Annotated in this window: 16 protein-coding genes and 2 pseudogenes; 15 read left to right on the forward strand and 3 right to left on the reverse strand. The window is 61.0% G+C overall.

Annotated elements, in window-relative coordinates:
• Nucleotides 1-17 precede the first annotated feature (17 nt).
• Nucleotides 18-173 carry a hypothetical protein gene (locus tag V5279_RS19085; protein WP_338699937.1) on the reverse strand — a complete coding sequence of 52 codons (156 nt, stop codon included), beginning with the start codon at nt 171-173 and terminating at the stop codon, nt 18-20.
• 242 nt (nt 174-415) lie between these two features.
• Between V5279_RS19085 and V5279_RS19090 the strand changes: the two genes are divergently transcribed.
• The 12 genes and pseudogenes from V5279_RS19090 to V5279_RS19145 form a co-directional block, all read left to right on the forward strand.
• A complete protein-coding gene (locus V5279_RS19090; RefSeq protein WP_338699939.1) occupies nt 416-1621 on the forward strand; it encodes an ABC transporter substrate-binding protein in 1206 nt (401 codons plus the stop codon).
• Nucleotides 1622-1636: 15 nt separating this feature from the next.
• Complete coding sequence (locus tag V5279_RS19095; protein ID WP_338699940.1) at nt 1637-2782, forward strand: acyl-CoA dehydrogenase family protein; 1146 nt, start codon at nt 1637-1639, stop codon at nt 2780-2782.
• Between the two features lie 76 nt (nt 2783-2858).
• Entirely contained in the window at nt 2859-3668 is an 810-nt protein-coding gene (locus V5279_RS19100; protein WP_338699942.1) for an enoyl-CoA hydratase/isomerase family protein, read from the forward strand.
• Between the two features lie 32 nt (nt 3669-3700).
• The gene (locus V5279_RS19105; RefSeq protein ID WP_338699945.1) at nt 3701-4261 is read left to right on the forward strand and encodes a hypothetical protein; all 561 of its coding nucleotides are present in this window, start codon (nt 3701-3703) and stop codon (nt 4259-4261) included.
• Complete coding sequence (locus tag V5279_RS19110; RefSeq protein WP_338699947.1) at nt 4207-4806, forward strand: NAD(P)H-dependent flavin oxidoreductase; 600 nt, start codon at nt 4207-4209, stop codon at nt 4804-4806. Before V5279_RS19105 ends, V5279_RS19110 begins: the two co-directional genes overlap by 55 nt.
• Before the next feature lie 507 nt (nt 4807-5313).
• The gene (locus V5279_RS19115; RefSeq protein WP_338699949.1) at nt 5314-6276 is read left to right on the forward strand and encodes an amino acid ABC transporter substrate-binding protein; all 963 of its coding nucleotides are present in this window, start codon (nt 5314-5316) and stop codon (nt 6274-6276) included.
• A gap of 14 nt (nt 6277-6290) precedes the next feature.
• Nucleotides 6291-7172: a L,D-transpeptidase gene (locus V5279_RS19120; protein ID WP_338699951.1), complete on the forward strand. Its 882-nt coding sequence runs from the start codon at nt 6291-6293 to the stop codon at nt 7170-7172.
• 421 nt (nt 7173-7593) lie between these two features.
• Nucleotides 7594-8078 (forward strand): annotated as a pseudogene (locus V5279_RS19125) (transcription-repair coupling factor); the annotation flags it as partial.
• Nucleotides 8079-8188: 110 nt separating this feature from the next.
• Complete coding sequence (gene istA, locus V5279_RS19130) at nt 8189-9688, forward strand: IS21 family transposase (RefSeq protein ID WP_166309211.1); 1500 nt, start codon at nt 8189-8191, stop codon at nt 9686-9688.
• Nucleotides 9688-10551 (forward strand): IS21-like element helper ATPase IstB, encoded by an 864-nt coding sequence (gene istB / locus V5279_RS19135; protein ID WP_166107168.1) that lies wholly within the window; start codon nt 9688-9690, stop codon nt 10549-10551. The genes istA and istB overlap by 1 nt, the downstream gene beginning before the upstream one ends.
• A complete protein-coding gene (locus V5279_RS19140) occupies nt 10517-13180 on the forward strand; it encodes a DEAD/DEAH box helicase (protein WP_338701286.1) in 2664 nt (887 codons plus the stop codon). The genes istB and V5279_RS19140 overlap by 35 nt, the downstream gene beginning before the upstream one ends.
• A gap of 5 nt (nt 13181-13185) precedes the next feature.
• Nucleotides 13186-13349 (forward strand): annotated as a pseudogene (locus V5279_RS19145) (ribonuclease Z); the annotation flags it as partial.
• 60 nt (nt 13350-13409) lie between these two features.
• On the opposite strand, the gene V5279_RS19150 reads toward V5279_RS19145, so the two are convergent.
• Entirely contained in the window at nt 13410-14981 is a 1572-nt protein-coding gene (locus tag V5279_RS19150) for an altronate dehydratase family protein (RefSeq protein ID WP_338699953.1), read from the reverse strand.
• Nucleotides 14982-15357: 376 nt separating this feature from the next.
• Between V5279_RS19150 and V5279_RS19155 the strand changes: the two genes are divergently transcribed.
• Nucleotides 15358-16533, forward strand: a complete 1176-nt coding sequence (locus tag V5279_RS19155; RefSeq protein ID WP_338699955.1) for an alpha/beta hydrolase — start codon at nt 15358-15360, stop codon at nt 16531-16533.
• Nucleotides 16534-16590: 57 nt separating this feature from the next.
• Here V5279_RS19155 and V5279_RS19160 read toward each other — a convergent pair whose 3' ends face one another.
• Nucleotides 16591-17337, reverse strand: coding sequence for a helix-turn-helix transcriptional regulator (locus tag V5279_RS19160; protein WP_338699957.1), 747 nt, complete (start codon nt 17335-17337; stop codon nt 16591-16593).
• Between the two features lie 405 nt (nt 17338-17742).
• On the opposite strand from V5279_RS19160, the gene V5279_RS19165 reads away from it, so the two are divergent.
• Together V5279_RS19165 and V5279_RS19170 are read left to right on the forward strand one after the other, a co-directional pair.
• Nucleotides 17743-19131 (forward strand): amidase, encoded by a 1389-nt coding sequence (locus tag V5279_RS19165; RefSeq protein WP_338699959.1) that lies wholly within the window; start codon nt 17743-17745, stop codon nt 19129-19131.
• 119 nt (nt 19132-19250) lie between these two features.
• Complete coding sequence (locus tag V5279_RS19170) at nt 19251-20108, forward strand: branched-chain amino acid ABC transporter permease (RefSeq protein ID WP_338699961.1); 858 nt, start codon at nt 19251-19253, stop codon at nt 20106-20108.
• Nucleotides 20109-20111 lie beyond the last annotated feature (3 nt).

Here is a 20111-nt window from a genome sequence, read left to right on the forward strand (position 1 = left end):
TATCCGGAGTGCCTGTATCACTCGGAGAGGCGCTCCACCCGCTGCATGACCTCTTGATAGGTCCACTCAATTCCATCGGGGGCGTAGGAGGTGCCGGCCGGCACGCAGATGAAGGCGTTGTCCGGCGCTGCGGCAGCACTCGCGCGAAATGCTTCGAAGATCGTTTCGACCACCTGTCGTCCTTCTCCCTGGCCATTGCAGGCGGGGTCGGTCAGCCGCTTGAGCCCGACCAGGCCGCGTCTGGCCGCGGTCCATCGATGGAGAGCGCCCGAGCGCCTTGCTCCGCTTCTTTCGATTTCAGGACGATCCTAAGGCGGCGTCGCGAGAAGGCAACAATAATTTTGTTGAACGTCCGACAAATTATGTCATCATGGCAATGCAGGCCCGATAATCAAACAACGGTGGGGAGGTGAGCATGCTCTGGAGATGGACCGGGATAGGGGTTATCGCGATGCTGTTCGCGGGGCTGACGGCCGCGGTGGCCAGCGAAGATACACCTGTCAAGATCGGCGTCCTTGGCGACCAGTCGTCGGTTTATTCCGCTGCCGGCGGGCGGGGTAGTGTCGAGGCGGCAAAGCTCGCCGCTGAGGATGCCGGGCTGGTGCTCGCCAAGCCGGTCGAGATCGTCTCGGCGGATTTCCAGCTGAAGGTCGATATCGGCGTTGCGATCGCGAGGAAGTGGTACGACGAGGAGAACGTCGACACGATCATCGACGTTCCGTTCTCTGGCCTTGCCCTGGCTATCGCCGACATGACCAGAAGCAAAAAGAAGCTGGCGCTTTTCAATGCGGCGGCGAGTTCGGAGCTGACCGGTGCGAAATGCTCGCCTTATGTGGCGCAGTGGACCTATGACACCTATTCGCTGGGGCACGGGCCGACCAGCGGGCTCGTCAGCCGCGGAGAAAACTCATGGTTCTTCCTGACCAACGACACCGTTTTCGGCGCGAGCCTTGAAGGCGACGCGTCCGCGGCGGTCAAGGCCGCTGGCGGTACGGTTGTCGGCTCGGTGCGAACGCCGACAGGCGCGACGGACTTCTCGTCGTTCCTGCTGCAGGCGCAGGCCTCCAGGGCAAAAGTGATCGGCGTCGTCGAGGCAGGCGCCGATCTCGCAACCGTTCTCAAGCAGGGCGAGGAGTTCGGCCTGAAATCACAGGGACAGCGCCTCGCGGCGCTGATGGCCACAATCGACGCTATTCACGGCGTCGGTCTGAAGGATTCCCAGGGCATCATCGTTGCCGAGGCGTTTTACTGGGACCAGAACGACGAGACGCGCGCATTCGCCAGGCGATTCTACGAGCGAATGAAGGCCATGCCAACGCAAGTGCAGGCCGGCGCCTACAGCGTCGTCAATCACTACCTGAAGGCGGTCAAGGCCGTTGGCTCCAAGGATCCCGACAAGGTGATGGCGAAGATGCGGGAGATGCCGATCAACGATTTCATGTCCCACAATGCCAGGCTGCGCGCCGATGGCCGCGTGCTCCGGGATCTCTACCTCTTCGAGGTGAAGTCGCCGAAGGAATCCAGAGGGGCGTGGGATTACTACAAGCAGATTGCCGTGATCCCGGCCGATAAAGCGGTACGGCCGCTCGATCAGGGCGGTTGCCCGCTGGCCAGTCAATGATCCCGGGGCGAGCGCATGACCGCGACGCATGACACCGCTGAACTTGATTTGTTTCGTGTGACCGTTCGCCGCTTCCTCGCGGAGGAGGTCGTACCGAACGCGGATGCGTGGCGTGCGAGAGGGTACATCGATCGCGATCTGTGGCGCAGGGCAGGTGCGCTCGGCCTGCTTTGCGCCAGTTCGCCGGAAGAATATGGCGGCGGCGGTGGCGACTTCCGGCACGAGGCCGTCATTATCGAGGAACTGGCGCGAATCGCGTTTCCCGATTTCAGCATCCCCCTGCAGAATGTTATTCTGGCGCCGTATTTCACTCAGTACGGCACCGCAGAGCAGAAGCGCCGCTGGTTGCCGCGCATGGCGAGCGGCGATCTGGTCGCGGCCCTCGCAATGAGCGAGCCGGGCGCTGGATCCGATGTCAGGGCGATCAGGACCCATGCGCGCCGGGACGGCAACGAGTATGTCGTCAACGGGCAGAAGACCTTTATCACGCACGGCCACACGGCAGATCTGATCTGTCTCGCAGTCAAGACCGACACGGCCGAGAGCAATGGTGTTCGCGGCTTCAGTCTTCTGGTCATCGAAACCGGCACGACGGCAGGTTTCCGGCGTGGACGCCGACTCGACAAGGTCGGCCTCAAGGCGCAGGACACGGCCGAACTGTTCTTCGATGACGCGCGCGTGCCTGTCGACAATCTGCTCGGGGTAGTCGAGGGGCGCGGCTTCTATCAGCTGATGGAACAACTCGCCAGGGAGCGCATCAATATCGCGATACAGGCGCTTGCCTTGAGCGAAGCCGCGCTGGCCGAAACCATCGCCTACGTGAAAGAGCGGGAGGTGTTCGGCAAGCGGCTGATCGATTTCCAGAACACGCGGATGGTGCTCGCTGAAGCCAGGACCGCCGCGTCCGTCACGCGCACCTTCGTAGAGACCTGCATCGACCGGCTGATCGCCGGAACGCTCGATGGAGAGACCGCGGCGATGGCGAAATGGTGGGCGACCGAGAAGCAGTGCGAGATCATCGACAGCTGCATGCAGCTGCACGGTGGCTACGGCTACATGCTCGAGTATCCGATCGCAAGGATGTGGACCGACGGCCGCATCCAAAAGATCTGGGGTGGCTCCAACGAGGTCATGAAAGAGTTGATTGCGCGGTCGCTGTAACCGGAACGACGCCACGGCAGCGGTAAAGCGATCACGTAAGCACCGAGTGAATACACTATCCTGATTGGAGTTGACCATGAACCATTACGCCAGATACGAATGCCTCACGGTGGAGGTCGTCGACAAGGTGGCGACCGTGACCTTGAGTCGCCCGCAGGCGCGCAACGCCATCAATCAGAGACTTATCCGCGAGCTGCGGACGATCTGGGATGACCTTGCCGACGATCACGCCGTCAATGCAGTGGTACTGACCGGTGCCGGGGATTTCTTCAGCGTCGGTGGAGACGTCAAGGCAATGTCCGAGCGGCCCGGCGGCGATGTGCTTGAAGAGGGCGAGGTCCATGATCCGATGATCAGCCGCCGCGGCGTGACCCGCCAGCTGGAGCTGGACAAGCCGATCATCGCCGCCATTAACGGCGATGCCATCGGCCTTGCGGCGACACACGCGCTGCTCTGCGACGTCACCGTCATGGCGGAGGACGCGCGGATCGGCGATACCCACGTCTCGCGCGTCGGCCTGGTCGCTGGTGACGGCGGCACAGTGATCTGGCCGCTGCTGGTCGGCATCAACAAGGCCAAGGAATTTCTGATCCGCGGGACGCTGCTGAAGGGCGCGGAAGCGGAGCGGATCGGGCTGGTCAATCACGTCGTTCCGCGTGGGGAAGTGCTCGCGAAGGCTCGTGCGATCGCGGTCGAGCTCGCCAACGGCCCAACCTGGGCGATCCGCTGGACCAAGCTGTCGATCAACCAGATCGTGAAGGACCGGGTGAACATGCTGCTCGAGGCTTCAATGGCGCTTGAGCAGGTGACGTTCGAGACTGCCGACCACAAGGAGGCGACGATGTCGTTCAAGGAAAAGCGCAAGCCCAGGTTCGGCCAGACCTGAGCAAAGCCGCAACGCGAACACCTGGAGTGCAGATGCACAATCGCATTACTGAAATGTTCGGTATCGAGGTTCCGATCTTTGGCTTTACGCACAAGCCGGAGGTTGCGATCGAGGTGACCAACGCCGGCGGTATGGGTGCGCTGGCGGCCAGCTACTATCAGCCGGACGAGCTCGAACGCATCCTCACCGACATGGACGAGAAGACGGCCGGGCGCCCTTATTGCATCGATGTCCTGTTCGCCAACAAGGTCGGGCAGGTTACTCCAATGTCCGAGCGCCTCCAGGCGCTGCCGAAGGCACATATAGATTTTGTCGAGAAAGTCCTGCAAGACGCCGGGATTCCTCCTCTGCCGCCAGAGGTCGAAGCGGAAATGATGCGGGAGAAGGCTCCTGGCCATGGGCACACCGAAGAGGGCGTCCTTGAGGTTCTGGAGATCGTCGTTCGCCATCCGCAGGCGAAGTTCGTGCTGAGCGCCATGGGGGCGCCCCTGCTTACGTCGTGGACAGGCTGCACAGCCGCGGTATCAAGGTCGGTGCGATGGCCGGTAGCGCCGAGCATGCGCTCAAGCATGTGCAGGCGGGCGTCGATCTGATCGTGGCGCAGGGAAGCGAGGCGGGAGGACACACCGGCACGATCTCCTCGATGGTGCTTTGGCCGGAGGTCGTCGAAGCAGTTGCGCCGATCCCGGTGCTCGCTGCGGGAGGCGTCGGCAGCGGCCGTCATCTCGCGGCCGCCTTGGCTTTGGGAGCCGAGGGCGTGTGGTGCGGCACGATCTGGCTTGGCTCTTCGGAGAGTGAGCTATCCCCGGATATGCGCAAGCGGTTCATCGCGGCGCGCTCGCAGGACGCCATCCAGCGCAAATACGATACCGGAAAGCCGCTGCGTGGCTTGCGAAGCAGGTGGACAGATGCATGGGACGCGCCCGACGCGCCAGAGCCGCTGCCGCTTGCAGCTCAAAAGCTGCTCGTGGCACCCGCGCTCAAGCGGCTCGAACTGGCCAACGCGGTCGACTACATGGGCTACATGTCAGGTCAGATTGTCGGGAGCATCAAGGCTGAACGACACGTCCGCGAAATCATGAAAAGCATGACAACCGAGTGCCTGGCCGTACTGAGGACCTTGGGTTCGAAGGCCTAGTCTTGGATGGGTACGTAGGGAGGAGCTGGCGGCGCGGAACCCGGTTTGAGAGGTTGGCAGCTAATGGTGCGAGGTTTAGCTGCCACTATTGGCTTCCTCGAACTTTTGGCGGGAGCTGGCTTCAGCATCACATCTTCCTTGTCATGCGCCCCAATTTTCGTGATCAGATGGTTCGCCGCATCGTCTAAGGCCGCCGTCGGGCTGGCCGGCTTCCGGAATAGCGGGTCGACTGGCTTTCAGGGTCTTGCAAGCGGGCTGGAAAAGAAACGCGGCTCGTGGTCAAATGCAGTGAAAGCGTGCTGACGTCGCGGTTCATGCCGTCTCTCAGGTCGGTTCTCGCGCGTGAGGGGCACGTTTGCTCGTAAAGGCGGCTGGGCTCAAGCGCCATTTCCCGCGCGCGCTAGCCATATCGCAACGGACTCTGGGGCAGGGATGCTTGATTATACGAGGCGACTCCTGGTTGTCACAGTGCTATTGTTGTTGGCCACGCTCCTTGCACATAGCCCGATGGCCCGCGCGCAAACTCTCGCAGCGGTCAAGGAACGCGGCACACTCAATTGTGGCGTTGGGCAGGGACTGCTGGGTTTTTCCAGCCAGGATGATCAAAAGAACTGGACAGGATTTGACGTCGATATTTGCAGGGCGATAGCCGCTGCGATCTTCGGCGATCCCGGCAAGGTGACGTTCATATCGCTCGACGCCGCCAGCCGCTTTGCGGCGCTCCAATCTGGTGGAGTTGACGTGCTGTCGCGCAACTCGACCTGGACAATGTCGCGGGAGACATCACTCGGGCTAATGTTCGCTGGTGTCGCTTACTATGACGGCCAGGGCTTCTTGCTGCGCCGGGAGGCTGGAATCGATACAGCCTTGCAACTCGGCGACAAAACGGTCTGCACGCAAACGGGTACGACGACCGAACTCAATCTGGCGGACTACTTTCGTGCCAACAATATGCCGTTAAACGTCCTTGCGCTCGGCACTGCCGACGAGACCCGGACAGCTTACGAACAGCGCAAATGTGATGTGCTGACGAGTGACGTCTCGCAGCTCTACGCGGAGCGTCTAAAACTTGCTGCCCCTGATAGCCATATCATCCTGCCGGAAGTGATCTCAAAGGAACCGCTCGGGCCGGTCGTGCGCCAGGGCGATGATCAGTGGTTTAATCTGGTTAAGTGGACGCTTTATGCGCTTATCAATGCCGAGGAATTGGGCCTTAAGTCGACGACGGTCGAGGACGCGCCGAAATCATCATCAAGTCCGGATGCTCGGCGCCTGATAGGCATTGAAGGAGAATTCGGTCGGCAATTGGGGCTCGAGCAAAATTGGGCGGCGCGAGCCGTCCACGCGGTGGGCAACTACGGCGAAATATTCGAGAGGAATGTTGGAACGCAGAGCCGCCTCAGCATTCCGCGCGGATTGAATGCGCTTTGGACGCGGGGTGGAATTCTTTACGCTCCTCCGGTCAGATAGTCCCCAGGTGACTCATGGACATCGATTATTATTCGCTGTTGGCAAGAGCTGTCGCCGGCAAAGATGAAACAGCGCGCGACAACGTCTACCGCGATGCTTTTAGTCTCATCCAGAGGTCGCCGAATTTTTCACCCGAAGCCGCGGCGTCGCACGTGGCGGCACTTGAGACCGCGATCCGGAGGATTGAGGATGAGTTGGTTGCCGAAGGCTCGAAGCATTCGGCCGACGTCAATGCAGTATTGTTGCCGAAGGCAAATCCGCGACCCCTGATCGTCATCGCCTGCATGGCGGTTGCTTTCGTAGCGCTATCAGGCCTGCTCTATGGATACCTGGCTAACAAAGGTCCGGTTGGCGCCGGCATGATGGCGTCATCGTCAAAAACATCGCAGGCTCGGGAAGAAGCCGTTATGGGCGACCTGAAGACCGGCGTCGATGGCGGCTCCTCTGGAGAGGGATTGCCTTTCGCGCTGCAGCGCCAGGTAGTGTTCTATCGTACGACTGCGCCTCCTGGCTCGATCGTTATCGATCGGGAAACGCGATTTCTCTATCTGATTGACTCGAACAATTCGGCGCGCCGATACGGCATCGGCATTGCCCAGGAATGCCTGAACGGTGGCAGCTTCTCCCGTATAACCGGGAAACTTGAATGGCCCGACTGGAAAGCTGCCGGCGTTGACAGGCAGGATGGTCTGCTTGCGTCGGCCGGTCGCCCTGGGAGCCTGTTGGGTGCGAGGGCGTTGCTGCTGGACAAGCCAGGCTTGCTCATCCATGGGACGAACTCACCGAAAACCATCGGTCATCTCGTCGCGTCAGGCTGTATCCGGCTGGTAAACGACGACGTTGAGGACTTGTATCGGCGCGTCTCATTGGAAACGCGTGTCGTATTCGTAGGTTGATATCAAAAGGTGAAAAAGCAGCCCGGATCAACCGAGCTCGCCCCGAGTCCCGTTTGCGCCACAATACCGCACCGATCGGCGAGGGCTGCAATGGCCGGATGAGCAAGTGAGATGTGCGGACGGTGTGGAGATCGCAGAGGCCGTGACATCGAAGTACTTCTGGACACCGATGCCAGGAGATCGGAGCTTCACCGGTGGCTTGTTTTGGGAGGTGCATCGGCGGACAAGATCGCATATGAACGCGACCTCGATTTGTCCTAACAGGACAGTTCAGTGACGACACGCGATCATCAAGCCATGATCGCGGAGCAACGACGGATCAAGGGTGAAACATTCCAAAAGGGCGCGTGCAGCCGGCCGCGTCGCGAAGACGCGCGAGGGGACGCCACGTACAGCGGTCTCCTCTCCGTCGCCTCTCGGTATGCTGGCTCTCGCGCTTCTTGCACAATTGAGAAAGGCCGGGCGCGCCGGTGTCGTCTTCCTCGCCGAAAACGAGAGCAAGGCAGAGCGGCTCGGTAGCGTTATTTACTCGCTCGATCGGTCGTGCGATGTTTTGGTCTTCCCACGCGTGAATACGCTGCCGTTTGACCAGTTGGAACCGTCCCGTGAGATCGCCGGAAGGCGAAGCGCGGTGTTGCGTCGTCTTGCAAGCGCAAACAAGCCCGTTCTGTTGGTGTCGACGGCGAGGCGGTGATGGAGCGCCTGCCGATGCCATTGGTCTGGTCGCGGCTTGGCATCAGCCTGAAAGTTGGAGCGAGCTATACCGAGCGGGATCTGAAAACTGGCCTCGAGGGTCTCGGATACGCAGTCGATGAAGAGGCGGACTATCCCGGCGGCGCACTGTTCCATGGCGGCACGTTCGAGGTGTTTCCGGCCGGCGCGCTGGGCCCGTTTAGAATAGAACATGTGTTTCGGCATGGAATAAGGACCCCGTTTCGGGGTGATCGGCATCCAATCGGGACCCCGGGATAAGGGTCCACAGTGGCTTCCATCGAGTCATGGAAGCCGAGGTTGGGATGCTGGTGGTGGAGACGATTGGTAAGATCCGTCGCGCCTACTTTGTTGATGGTCGTCCGATCAAGGCGATCTGCCGAGAACTTGGCGTATCGCGGAAGGTGGTTCGCAAGGTCATTCGTTCTCAAGCGACGGAGTTCCGGTACGAGCGCGAGACGCAGCCGCTCCCGAAGATGGGTGCCTGGAGTGCCGAGCTTGATCGGTTGCTGGCAGGGAATGAGAGCAAGGCGGCGCGGGAACGGCTGACGCTGATCCGGCTATTCGAGGAACTCCGCGGCCTGGGTTATGCCGGCGGCTATGATGCGGTTCGTCGATACGCCCGACGGTGGACCAAGGAACGCGGCACCTCGACAGCGTCGGCTTATGTGCCGCTGAGCTTTGCACCAGGCGAAGCCTACCAGTTCGACTGGAGCCACGAGGTGGTCCTGCTGAGCGGCACCACGGTGATGGTGAAGGCTGCTCATGTTCGGCTCTGTCACAGTCGCATGCTGTTCGTGCGGGCCTATCCGCGGGAGACGCAGGAGATGGTGTTCGACGCCCACGACCGGGCATTCGCCCTGTTCAAAGGCACCTGCACCCGCGGCATCTACGACAACATGAAGACCGCGGTGGAGACGATCTTTGTCGGTAAAGGCCGTCTCTACAATCGCCGCTTCCTGCAGATGTGCAGCCACTATCTGGTCGATCCGGTCGCCTGTACGCCAGCGTCGGGCTGGGAGAAGGGGCAGGTCGAGAACCAGGTCGGGCTGGTCCGGGAGCGCTTCTTCACGCCGCGGCTGCGGTTCAAAAACCTCGACGAGTTAAACGCCTGGCTGCTCGACAAGTGCATCGCCTACGCCAAGGCTCATCGCCATCCGGAGCTGGTCGATCAGACGATCTGGGACGTGTTCGAAGCCGAACGCCCCAAACTCGTTCCCTATGCCGGCCGCTTCGACGGCTTCCATGCGGTGACAGCATCGGTCTCGAAGACCTGCCTGGTGCGCTTCGACAACAACAAGTACTCGGTCGCAGCCAGTGCAGTCGGACGACCGGTCGAGGTTCAAGCCTATGCCGATCGCATCGTGATCCGTCAGGATGGACGTATCGTTGCCGAGCACCCGCGATCCTTTGGCCGCGGCGATACCGTCTACGACCCCTGGCATTATGTGCCGGTGCTCGCCCGCAAACCCGGCGCCTTGCGCAACGGTGCTCCCTTCAAAGACTGGGTGCTGCCGGCCGCGATCGAGCGGATCCGGCGCAAGCTGGCCAGCACCGACGATGGCAATCGGCAGATGGTCGACATCCTCACCGCGGTGCTGACTGACGGTCTGTCCGCGGTGGAAGCGGCTTGTGCCGAAGCGCTCAGTCACAGCGTCCATTCCGCCGATGTCGTTCTCAATATCCTGGCCCGTCAACGTGAACCCGCCCCACCGGCCAACATCATGACGCCGGCCGCACTGACGCTCCGTCATGCACCGATCGCCGATTGTGCCCGCTACGACAACCTCCGGAGGACCATCTGATGGAACGAACCCAAATCTTCGACCTCATGGGCGAACTTAAGCTCTACGGCATGAAGGCTGCCTTCGACGAGATCATGGCAACTGCCGTCAAGCGCCAGCACGAGCCTCAACGCATTGTCGGCGACCTGCTCAACGCCGAGATCAACGAGAAGCAAGCCAGGTCGATCAAATACCAGCTCACCATTGCCAAGCTGCCGCTCGCCAAGGACATCGCCGACTTCCAGTTCGACGGCACGCCGATCAATCAGACTCTCGTCAATGATCTCGCTGGCGGCGGCTTCATCGCCCAACAACGCAACGTCGTGCTGGTTGGCGGCACCGGTACAGGCAAAACCCACTTGGCCATTGCCATCGCCAGAAGTTGCATCCGCGATGGCGCCAGAGGACGCTTCTACAACGTAGTCGACCTCGTCAACCGGCTCGAGACCGAGACCCGCAACGGTCGGCAGGGACGGCTCGCCGAGCATCTGACCCGCATGGACTTCATCGTTCTCGACGAGCTGGGCTATCTGCCGTTCGCGCAATCCGGCGGTCAGCTCCTGTTCCATCTCATCAGCCGGCTCTACGAGCGCACCTCCATCATTGTCACCACCAATCTTGCGTTCGGCGAATGGCCCAGTGTGTTCGGTGATGCCAAAATGACCACCGCGCTACTCGACCGATTGACCCATCACTGCGACATCGTCGAGACCGGCAACGACAGCTGGCGATTCAAAAGCCGCGACGATGTTCAAACAACCCGCGCTCGCGCCGTCTCCGCAACCCCGACCAGCTCCGACGACCCGAGCGCTACCAGCAGAGCACGCCGATCAAAGGGGTCCCTTTTGGATGCCGATAGGGGGTCCCAGTCGAACGCCGATTGACATAGAACATTCCAACGGCACGATCCGCAAGATTGCCGCTGTCGACCCGGTCGAGCATAGCGTCATGTACGAGACGAACGAGTTCCTGATCGACCCCATGTCGGAGCGGCTTGCGTTCTCCGACAAGCGTGGACGACGAGCGACATTTCTCGACTATTGCAAGAAAGCCAGATGGGTGTCGGATGCGGGCGTCCCAGCGCATGCCGATAGCTGGCTGAGCACGATTGCGGAGGCGGCGAGCCGCAAGGAGGCCGAGCGCGAATACCTCGGGCGAAGCGAGTGGAAAGGACTGGCGAAACGCATCAGTGTTCTGCCGGCAAGGGCGTCCTTCAGGGCCACGCCGGATTTTTCGAAGTCACCATCGCCGAGGAAGGCTCTCCGCGCATTTATCGACGAGACGCAACGCACAGGCTCGCGACTGCTGTTCGTCGCCGCGCTGGAGGACGATCTGCGCGCGATGGAGCGGATCGGCGGGATCAAGGCGAAGCGTTTTACGGATTGGGACGAGGCCGTGGATGGACGCGGCGGCGAAGGGGCATTTCTGGCCGACTTCGATGCAGGTTTTGTCGGAGCAGGCCGAAAGCCACTTGTCGTTGTGACGGCAGCCGATGTGCTCGGTAGCAGGGCGCATCATCCGCAACCCATGCCGAGGGCATGGGATGCGGCGTTCGATCACCCTGACGTGCCGGAGCAGGGGGCGGTCGTTGTTCATCTGCAGCGAGGACTTGCCTTGCTCGACGGCTTGAAGACTGTGCAAACAGGAGGCGGGACTTCGCGGGACATGGTCAAGCTCGTCTTTGCGGCAGACGATGCGGTCCTGGTTCCTCCGGCAGACCTGGCCTTGATCTGGCCCTACGCCGCGGAACTCGGCAAGCTGACTCTCGACAGGGCGGATGGGAGCACGTGGTGGGCCCGGCGGACCCAGGCGGAGAACGAAGTCCAGCTCGCCGCCAAAGAGCTCGCCAAACACATCAGGTATCGGCGACGCCGGCGTGCCTCCAAAATCGTGCCCCCGGGGGCGGCCTACGAGAAGTTTGTCGCGCGCTTTCCGTATTTTACGACTGTTGACCAGGCGAAGGCCATTCGCGACGTCCTGGATGACCTTGCCTCCGGTCATCCCATGGACCGCGTCATCTGCGGCGACGTCGGATTTGGCAAAACCGAGGTGGCGCTCCGGGCAGCCGCAGCCGTGGCGCTGTCGGGCAAGCAGGTGGCGGTCGTGGTGCCGACCGCGGTACTGGCCCGGCAGCACATCGCGACCTTTCGCAAGCGCTTCGGGCCGTTTGGCATTGCTGTGGAAGGCTTGTCGCGGGCGACATCGGCATCCGAGGCGCGAGATACCAAAGAGCTGCTCAAGCGCGGAAAGCTGAAAGTCGTAATCGGCACGCAAGCGCTGGCTGCGAAGGATGTGAGGTTCGCCGATCTTGGACTCGTGATCATCGACGAGGAGCAGCATTTCGGGGCGGAAGAGAAGGCGAGCCTCTCGGAGCTGTCAAAAGGCGCTCATACGCTTCTGATGAGCGCCACGCCGATCCCGAGGACGCTCGCCGCGGGTCTCGCGGGCTTCAGGGATCTCAGCGTGATTGCGACGCCGCCCGCGCATCGGCTGCCGGTTGTGACCAGGATCGCGCCGCTTTCGGATACGGCGATTGCCGCCGCGTTACTGCGCGAGCGCAGCCGGCACGGCCAGAGCTTCCTGATCTGTCCGCGCATTCAGGATCTCGACCCGATCCTGGCACGGGTGCAGGCGGTGGCCCCGGATCTGCGTATTGCCTGCCTCCACGGCAAGTTACCGGCTGGCGAGATCGATGACCGGATGATGAGCTTCGTCGAAGGCGAGGTCGACGTTCTCCTGGCAACCAATATCGTGGAAAGTGGTCTCGATATTCCGCGCGCGAATACCATCGTGGTCTGCTGGCCCGAACGGTTTGGTCTTGGGCAGCTTCACCAGCTCCGGGGACGCGTGGGACGAAGCGGAACGCGTGCGTTCGCCTATCTGTTGACCGAGAGCGGTTCGGAACATTCTGCCAAGCGCCTGGCCGTTCTCGAGGAGTTCTCGAGGCCAGGCGCGGGCTTTGCCATCAGCGAGCGCGACCTCGACCTCAGAGGCGCCGGCGATCTGTTTTCGGAGCGGCAATCGGGCCATGTCCAGGTGCTTGGACCGGTGCTCTATAGTCACCTTCTGAAGTTGGCCTCCGAGAAGGCTGACGACGGCGCCGCCGATCTCTGGGTGCCCGACCTGAACCTGCCGCTGGAGGACAATTTGCCCAGGGGTTACGTGCAATCGGACGCGATGCGCCTCGAGATCTATGGTCGCCTCGCCAGGTGTCGCGGCGAAGATGACCTCGATGATCTCGAGGACGAGACCACCCGCCGTTTCGGCAAGCTGCCGCCGTCAGCCCATGCGTTGTTTGCCGTGGCAAAGCTGAGGGTGGAGTGCAAGCGAAGGGGCATCATCAGGCTTGATGTCGGGCCCGAGGCGATCGCAGCGAGCTTCCTGCCCGGGCGGCTGCGGAAATCCAGGGCGCGCTCGCTGCAACGCGATGGAGACCGCGTCGTCTGCGACTGCAAGACCCGTGAGGACCCGTTTGATCGGATCGAGGGGTTCCTCGATCGTCTGGACGAGTAAGCCGGATGTTCGCTCTCACATTCCTCGGGACGTCGGCAAGCGTTCCTTCCGCGGACCGCAACCACCAGGCCTTCTGCTGGAGGTGGGCGGCCAGCGCGTCCTGATCGATTGCGGGGAGGGCACCCAGCGGCAACTGCTTCGCAGCGGCGTTGGTTTTCGCCGGCTTGATCCTTCGAAGCCATCCCCTCGCGTTCAGCCAGCAGAAGAGCACAATGAAATGGACGCAATTCTAAAGCATTATACCTTTGTCCCACGGCGAAAACTCTTCTTCCCCGTAGCCCAGCCGTTCGCTGGCAGTCTTCGTCCCGGAGGCGGTCGCCAGGATCAAATCGAATATCCTCGCGCCGGCCTCTTCGATCGTCTCCGTTCCGTCCAGTATGGTGCCGCAGTTAACGTCCATGTCGTCGGGCATGCGCTGGTAAAGCGGCGTGTTGCTCGCCAGCTTCAGCGAAGGAGTCGGCTTGCACCCGAAGGCTGATCCGCGCCCGGTCGTGAAGCACAGGACATTTGCTCCTCCCGCGACCTGCGCTGTCGCGCCGACGGGGTCGAAGGCCGGCGCGTCCATGAAAACCAAACCCTTTTCCGTCACGCGCTCGGCATAGTCGTAGACCTCGACGAGATTGGTGGTGCCGCCCTTGGCCATTGCTCCAAGTGATTTTTCAATGATGTTCGTGAGGCCACCGGCCTTGTTACCGGGGGACGGGTTATTGTTGATCTCCATTCCGTGACTGGCAGCAAATTCTTCCCACCACTTCACGCGCGCAATAAGTTTTTCTCCGACGTCTCGCCGAACGGCACGCCGCGTCAGGATATGCTCGGCCCCATAGCACTCAGTCGTTTCAGACAGGATTGCAGTTCCACCCTGAGCGACGATCAGGTCAACAGCAGCTCCCAGCGCGGCGTTTGCGCTGATTCCGGAGTACCCGTCTGATCCACCGCACTGAAGCGCAACTTTCAATTCACTTGCCGGTACCGGCGTCCGTTGAATGTCGTTCGCCCGCTCCAGGCTTGCCTCAATACGTTCAATACCCGCTCGCACCGTGGCTGCGGTACCGCCAGACTGCTGAATAACAAGCGCGTCGCCCGCACTCCCTCCCAACACACCATCGAGATTGCTGACCTCACAGCCCAGTCCGATCATGAGCACTTTCGCGAAATTGGGGTGGGCAGCGTAGCCGGCGATACATCGTCGAAGCGCTTCGATGCCATCGATCCTTGCATCAAGTCCGCATCCGCCCTTGTGCGTCAGCGCCACGACGCCGTCGATGTTTGGATAGTCGGCAAGGCGGCCCTTGAAATGGTCTGCGATCATGCGAGCAGCGGTCGCTGAACAGTTCACGCTGGTCAATACGCCGATATAGTTGCGCGTCGCCGCGCGGCCATCTGCACGGACATAGCCATCGAAGGTACGTTGCACGGACGCGAGAGGCGTTGGTCGAACATCTTCGCCGAAAGTATTGCTGTCTTGCGAACAGTCACTCATGCCGAGATTGTGGACGTGAACGTGCGCGCCTTGCGCGATTGGGGCCGACGCTACACCGATCACTGAACTGTACCGGCGAACAGCTGTGCCCGCATGGATCCGGAACCGCGCAATCTTGTGACCGGCCGGAATCGGATCGATCACAACGACCCCGTCCGACACGGTCTCGCCAGGGGAGATGGCTCGAAGCGCGATTAATACATCGTCAGAGGCATTCAGAAGGATCGTTGATGGCCTCTCATCTCGCGACCGTCTGTCGGTTTCTCGCGCCAGTGAAGCAGGGTTCTGTGTTGCGGTTGAATTGACATGATCTCTCATGCGCGTAACTCCTGTATTGCCGGGCTGCCAGGCGTACGCCTGATCGGCGCAGCTTCGGGGTGCTGTTTGGAGGGAAGCGGACGCGCTCAAACGGTCGCCAGCAGGAAGAACGTTTGGTCCCTTCGTCCCATTTGGTGCGCCACGCTATCAGGTCGCTCCGTCCGTCTCTGTCAATTTGGCGACAATCGGTTCGGTTGTTTTGTGATATCGATTGCGGCGAGGGGCCCGAATTCGCGTCGCCGCGTTCTCCTGATACGGTGTGGCCAGGACGGGCATTGGAGCCATGTTTGCTCCAGGCGTTCGAGCCGTCGAAGTCAGGAGTGTCGTCGAGCTGCCGAGTTTGCGTGACTGGCCAGAAGCAGGGAGCACCGGGAGCATGATTGCGCCAAGTTCATTACCTGACATTCCGCTCCCCTCCGGTATCCGTTCGCGTTACGTGGAGAACGTCAACGGTCTACGCATGCACGTCCTGGAAGCTGGCTTCGGGTCGCCTGACAGGCCTTGCGTGTTGTTGTTGCACGGCTTTCCAGAACTGGCGTTCTGCTGGCGCAACGTGATGATTCCGCTGGCCGAGGCCGGTTATCATGTGATTGCACCTGACCAGCGGGGCTACGGGCGTACGAGCGGGTGGGATCCGGACTACGGCGGCGATCTTGCTTCTTTTCGGCTAACGAACCTGGTTCGCGATGTGCTCGGCGTTGTTGCTGCGTTTGGCTACGATGCCGTCGATTCCGTCATCGGACACGATTTTGGCTCCGCAGTAGCCGCCTGGAGTGCGCTAATACGACCAGATGTATTCCGGTCCGTGGTCTTGATGAGTGCGCCATTTGCCGGGGCGCCTCCGCTTCCGTTCAATTCGGCAAATCGGCCTGTTGCCTCTCCACCGGAAGACGACGTTCATCGTGAACTCGCGGCCTTGCCACGGCCGCGCAAGCACTATCAGTGGTACTACACGACGCGGGAGGCAGACGAGCACATGCGTCGCGCTCCGCAGGGAGTGCATGCGTTCTTGCGGGCTTACTACCACTACAAGAGCGCTGATTGGAAAGGCGAGGCCCCGTACTCGCTAAAGTCGTGGTCAGCAGCTGAGCTCGCAAACATGCCGACCTATTACATAATGGAGCTGGATAAGGATATGGCAGCTACCGTGGCGGAGCATATGCCGTCGGCAAGTGCAATTTCCGCCAACCGATGGTTGCCTGATGGTGATCTGGCCTTCTGCAGTGCAGAATTTGCTCGCACCGGCTTTCAGGGCGGACTGCAGTGGTATCGCTGTGCTCTTTCAAGCAGGTTCAATTCCGAACTGCAGATCTGGTCTGGCCGCCGCATTGATATCCCGTCTCTCTTCATCGCTGGCAAACAAGACTGGGGTGTCTATCAAAATCCCGGGGCCTATGAATTGATGCAGTCCGGGGCCTGTACAAGGATGGCTGCCTGCCACTTGATCGATGGGGCCGGACACTGGGTGCAGCAGGAACAGCCGCTCGATGTTGGTCGGTTGTTGCAGGCATTCCTGTACGACATGTTTGGGAACCAGCGACGGCGCCAATAGCGCATCACCCTGAGCTTTGGACGCTCTGCGGCAGAACGGGTTGGGTGGAACCTGCGGTCAAGTTGACGAATGCGCGATTCCGCGAGCTTTCGCAAAGCTGGCCGCCAATTCCGCCCGGTTTGCGCAGCCGAATTTGTCGAGCACTCTACTGATATGAGTTCGTACGGTGCCAAAGCTAATGCCCAACACGCGAGCGATGTCACGGTCTGTACAGCCCCGCGATACCAATTCGGTGACCTCACGTTCTCGCGTAGTCAGGCCGTCGCTCTGAGTCCTCCCCCGCAACAAGGCGGAACGGATGAACGGTTCAAGGACGTCCAGCAGCACCTTCTCCCGCTCGTCGAAGTTTGTCTTTCCGCGCCGCCGCCAGATGCGGAAATCGCCCAGGTCGCGGTTCCGTTGATCGAACATGTAAATATTAATGCCCCATTCGAGCGCATCGCGCTGCAGGAAGTCGTTATAGAACTCGGTCTTCGCTAGCTCGCGCCTGTCTATCACTTCATCGACTATCGTGGCTTGCCGCGCTGCTCGCAAACGCGCGGTTATAGGATCATGGAATTGGTACCAGTCATCGTAGAGCGACCGGATTTCCGGTGCGGCGCCCACGTAGATTGATTCACAAAATCGTTGGTCTTTCTCTTGCCAGGTACAAGAGCAGCCGCCGTCAGCACGAAGAAGCCTGACGAGGTCTCCGAGTGCAGCTCGCCGAACGTCATCCTGCACACTCAGCCGTTGCAGGCGGTGGACGATGTCAGCAAAGAGCTTTAGCTCGCTCGACGTGATGTCCCGGACATGCGGCGTCATACCCCAATCCTTTCCGGTACGAATGTTATGCAAAGTGCGCGCCAAATACAGCTCTGCGGCTGACACCCAATTCCGCGGCTGACGGTAACCCCGCCTGTGGGTGCAGGATCACGCAGCCGAACCACCATCGGCAATAATGCCGATGCCGCCCCGCATTCCAAGTCGCTACAAGCTCAACAGCAAACGGGAAAGGTGGGGACGAACCGCTCGAAGGTAGCACGAGCCAATTGGCAGTCAATCGAAGTACCTGCTTCGATCTGGGTGTAGCTGTTTTGGCCCCTGCCGAGAGATGATCTCGCGCCCCAATAGATGCGGCGTCGTGGCCCCCAGAAAGCTCCTGGTGAGCTCTTTGGGGTGGGAGGCCTATTGCGCGCGACAGATCCCAGGTCGGAGACGGAGAACCAGATGCACTACTTAACACTTTCAGAGTTGTCCGTGTTGCTCAGGACGAAAGCCATTTCTCCGGTCGAACTCGTCAAGCACATGCTCAACCGGATTGATGCGCTTGAACCGCAGCTGGAATCCTACGTAACAATAACCGCCCGGCGTGCGCTGGAGCAAGCCAGACACGCAGAGAGCGAGATCGGATCCGGGCGGTGGCGTGGCCCACTGCACGGTGTTCCACTGGCTTACAAGGATATCTTCTATACGGACTTTGCCCTGACGACCGCGGGCACAGCGCTACACAAGAACTTTCAACCGGCTTACAGCGCAACTGCGGTGCGACGGCTGGAGGCAGCGGGGGCCGTTTCGCTTGGCAAGCTGAAAACGACGGAGCAAGCCTGGACCGAGCACCATCCTGCAGTCGCGGCGCCCAAGAATCCCTGGGGTGCGGAGCTATATGCGGGCGCATCCTCAAGCGGATCCGGGGTTGCCACGGCTGCCGGCTTGACTTTCGGCGCGCTCGGCTCTGACACCGGCGGTTCGATCCGCTTTCCGAGCGCGGTCAATGGCGTGACGGGGCTTAAGCCGACGTGGGGGCGTGTTAGCCGCCACGGCGTCTTCGAATTGGCTGCTTCTCTTGATCACGTTGGTCCAATGACGCGGTCAGCTGTCGATTGTGCTATCATGCTTGGAGCCATTGCCGGCGCCGATCCTGCCGATCCGACTGCTGTGCATGATCCAGTAGAAGATTACCAGGCCGCGGCGTTGCAAAGCGTTGCGGGAATGCGGATTGGACTACCACGTGCCTATGCGACCGAAGGCGTCGACCCCGGCGTCGTGGCGGTGTGGCAAGCAGCGGCCAAGGTCTTCGAAGACCTTGGCGCGATCGTCGAAGAGATTTTATTCCCCGAATGGCGCAACGCGGCATCGAGTTGGCCCATTCTATGTTCATCCGAGACAGCGTTAACGCATGCGGCAACATATCCGTCGAAATCCGGAAGTTACGGACCGGCGCTATCGGCGCTCATCGAATTGGGACGCAGCAGCACAGCGATGGATCTCGCGGCCGCGCACCATGCGCGTTTGGAGTTCTCGAACCGTCTTCGCACCCACTTCAATAACGTCGACATCATTCTCGCGCCCGTGACCATCTGGCCGACGCCGACTGCCGCCGCCACCGCCGATATTCTTCTTACGTCTCCCCTGGAGGATGTGCTCCGCTTTACTTGTGTCTTCGACAGCACCGGAAACCCAACGCTGACTCTGCCCGGCGGTTTCGACGACCGGGGCGCGCCAATGGCAGTTCAACTCATCGGTGCGCACTTTGATGAGGCCGCAGTTCTGCGAGCCGGTGCCGCCTTCCAGCGAGCAACCGACTGGCATTCAAGGCACTCGCGACACTTTCCGTAGGCGTTTGGCATGTACCCAGAGACACGGCGTGGTCGCGCTCAGTCAGCGGGTATTTTTACATTGTGCCAAGCGCCGTTGTCTGCGCCGGAAAGTCCTTGGAGGGAGTTGGATCGCGACAAATGGCTAGTGCACTCGTTGCAGTGTTCGAAATCGTGAGCTTTGGCGCGATCATCGTGCTGGTCGTGCTCGGGCTCGGCATCATCGCCAGCATGATGGGCATCTTCAACTTCGCGCAGGGCGAATTCGTCCTGCTCGGAGCTTACGTGACCTATCTGGCGTATGCCCACGGCGCGCCGGTCTGGGCCGGCATGATTGCCGCGCCCTTCGTGGTCGGCGCGCTCGGCTTCGTGCTGGAGGCGCTGATCATAAGGCGCTTCTATGCCGCGCCGATCGTGGCGATGCTCGGCACCTATGCGCTCGGGCTGATCATACGCGAGAGTGTGCGCGGCCTGATCGGCGGCTTCTATCTCACCGTGCCGGAACCGATCGGCGGCTCGATCGACCTCGGCTCGGTCCACATCTCGGCCTGGCGTTTCACCATCATCGTGATCACGCTCCTGGTGATGGGCGCCTGCTATCTCCTCCTGGCCCGCACCTCGTTCGGGCTTCGGGTCCGCGCCACGCTGGAAAACCCGGCGCTGGCGCGCGCCTCGGGCATCTCGACGCCCTTGATCTACGGCGCGACCTTTGCGTTCGGCGCGGCGCTCGCCGGGCTTGCCGGCGCGCTGATCGTGCCGGTGTTCAGCCTGTTTGCTGATCTTGGCATCCGATTCCTGATCCAGGGTTTCGTCGCCGTCATGGTCGGCGGGGTCGGCTCCTTCATCGGTCCGGTCGCCGGCGCAGGTGTCATCGGCACGCTGAGTGCGGCGCTGCCATGGGTGATGTCGCCGGTTGTCGCCGACGTCCTCGTCTTCGTACTCGCCATCGCCTTCATCAAATTCCGGCCGCAAGGCCTCATTGCTGGGAAAGGGGTCTAATCA

This window comes from Bradyrhizobium sp. 26S5 (genome assembly GCF_036923295.1).
In the GTDB taxonomy this organism is placed as follows: domain Bacteria; phylum Pseudomonadota; class Alphaproteobacteria; order Rhizobiales; family Xanthobacteraceae; genus Bradyrhizobium; species Bradyrhizobium septentrionale.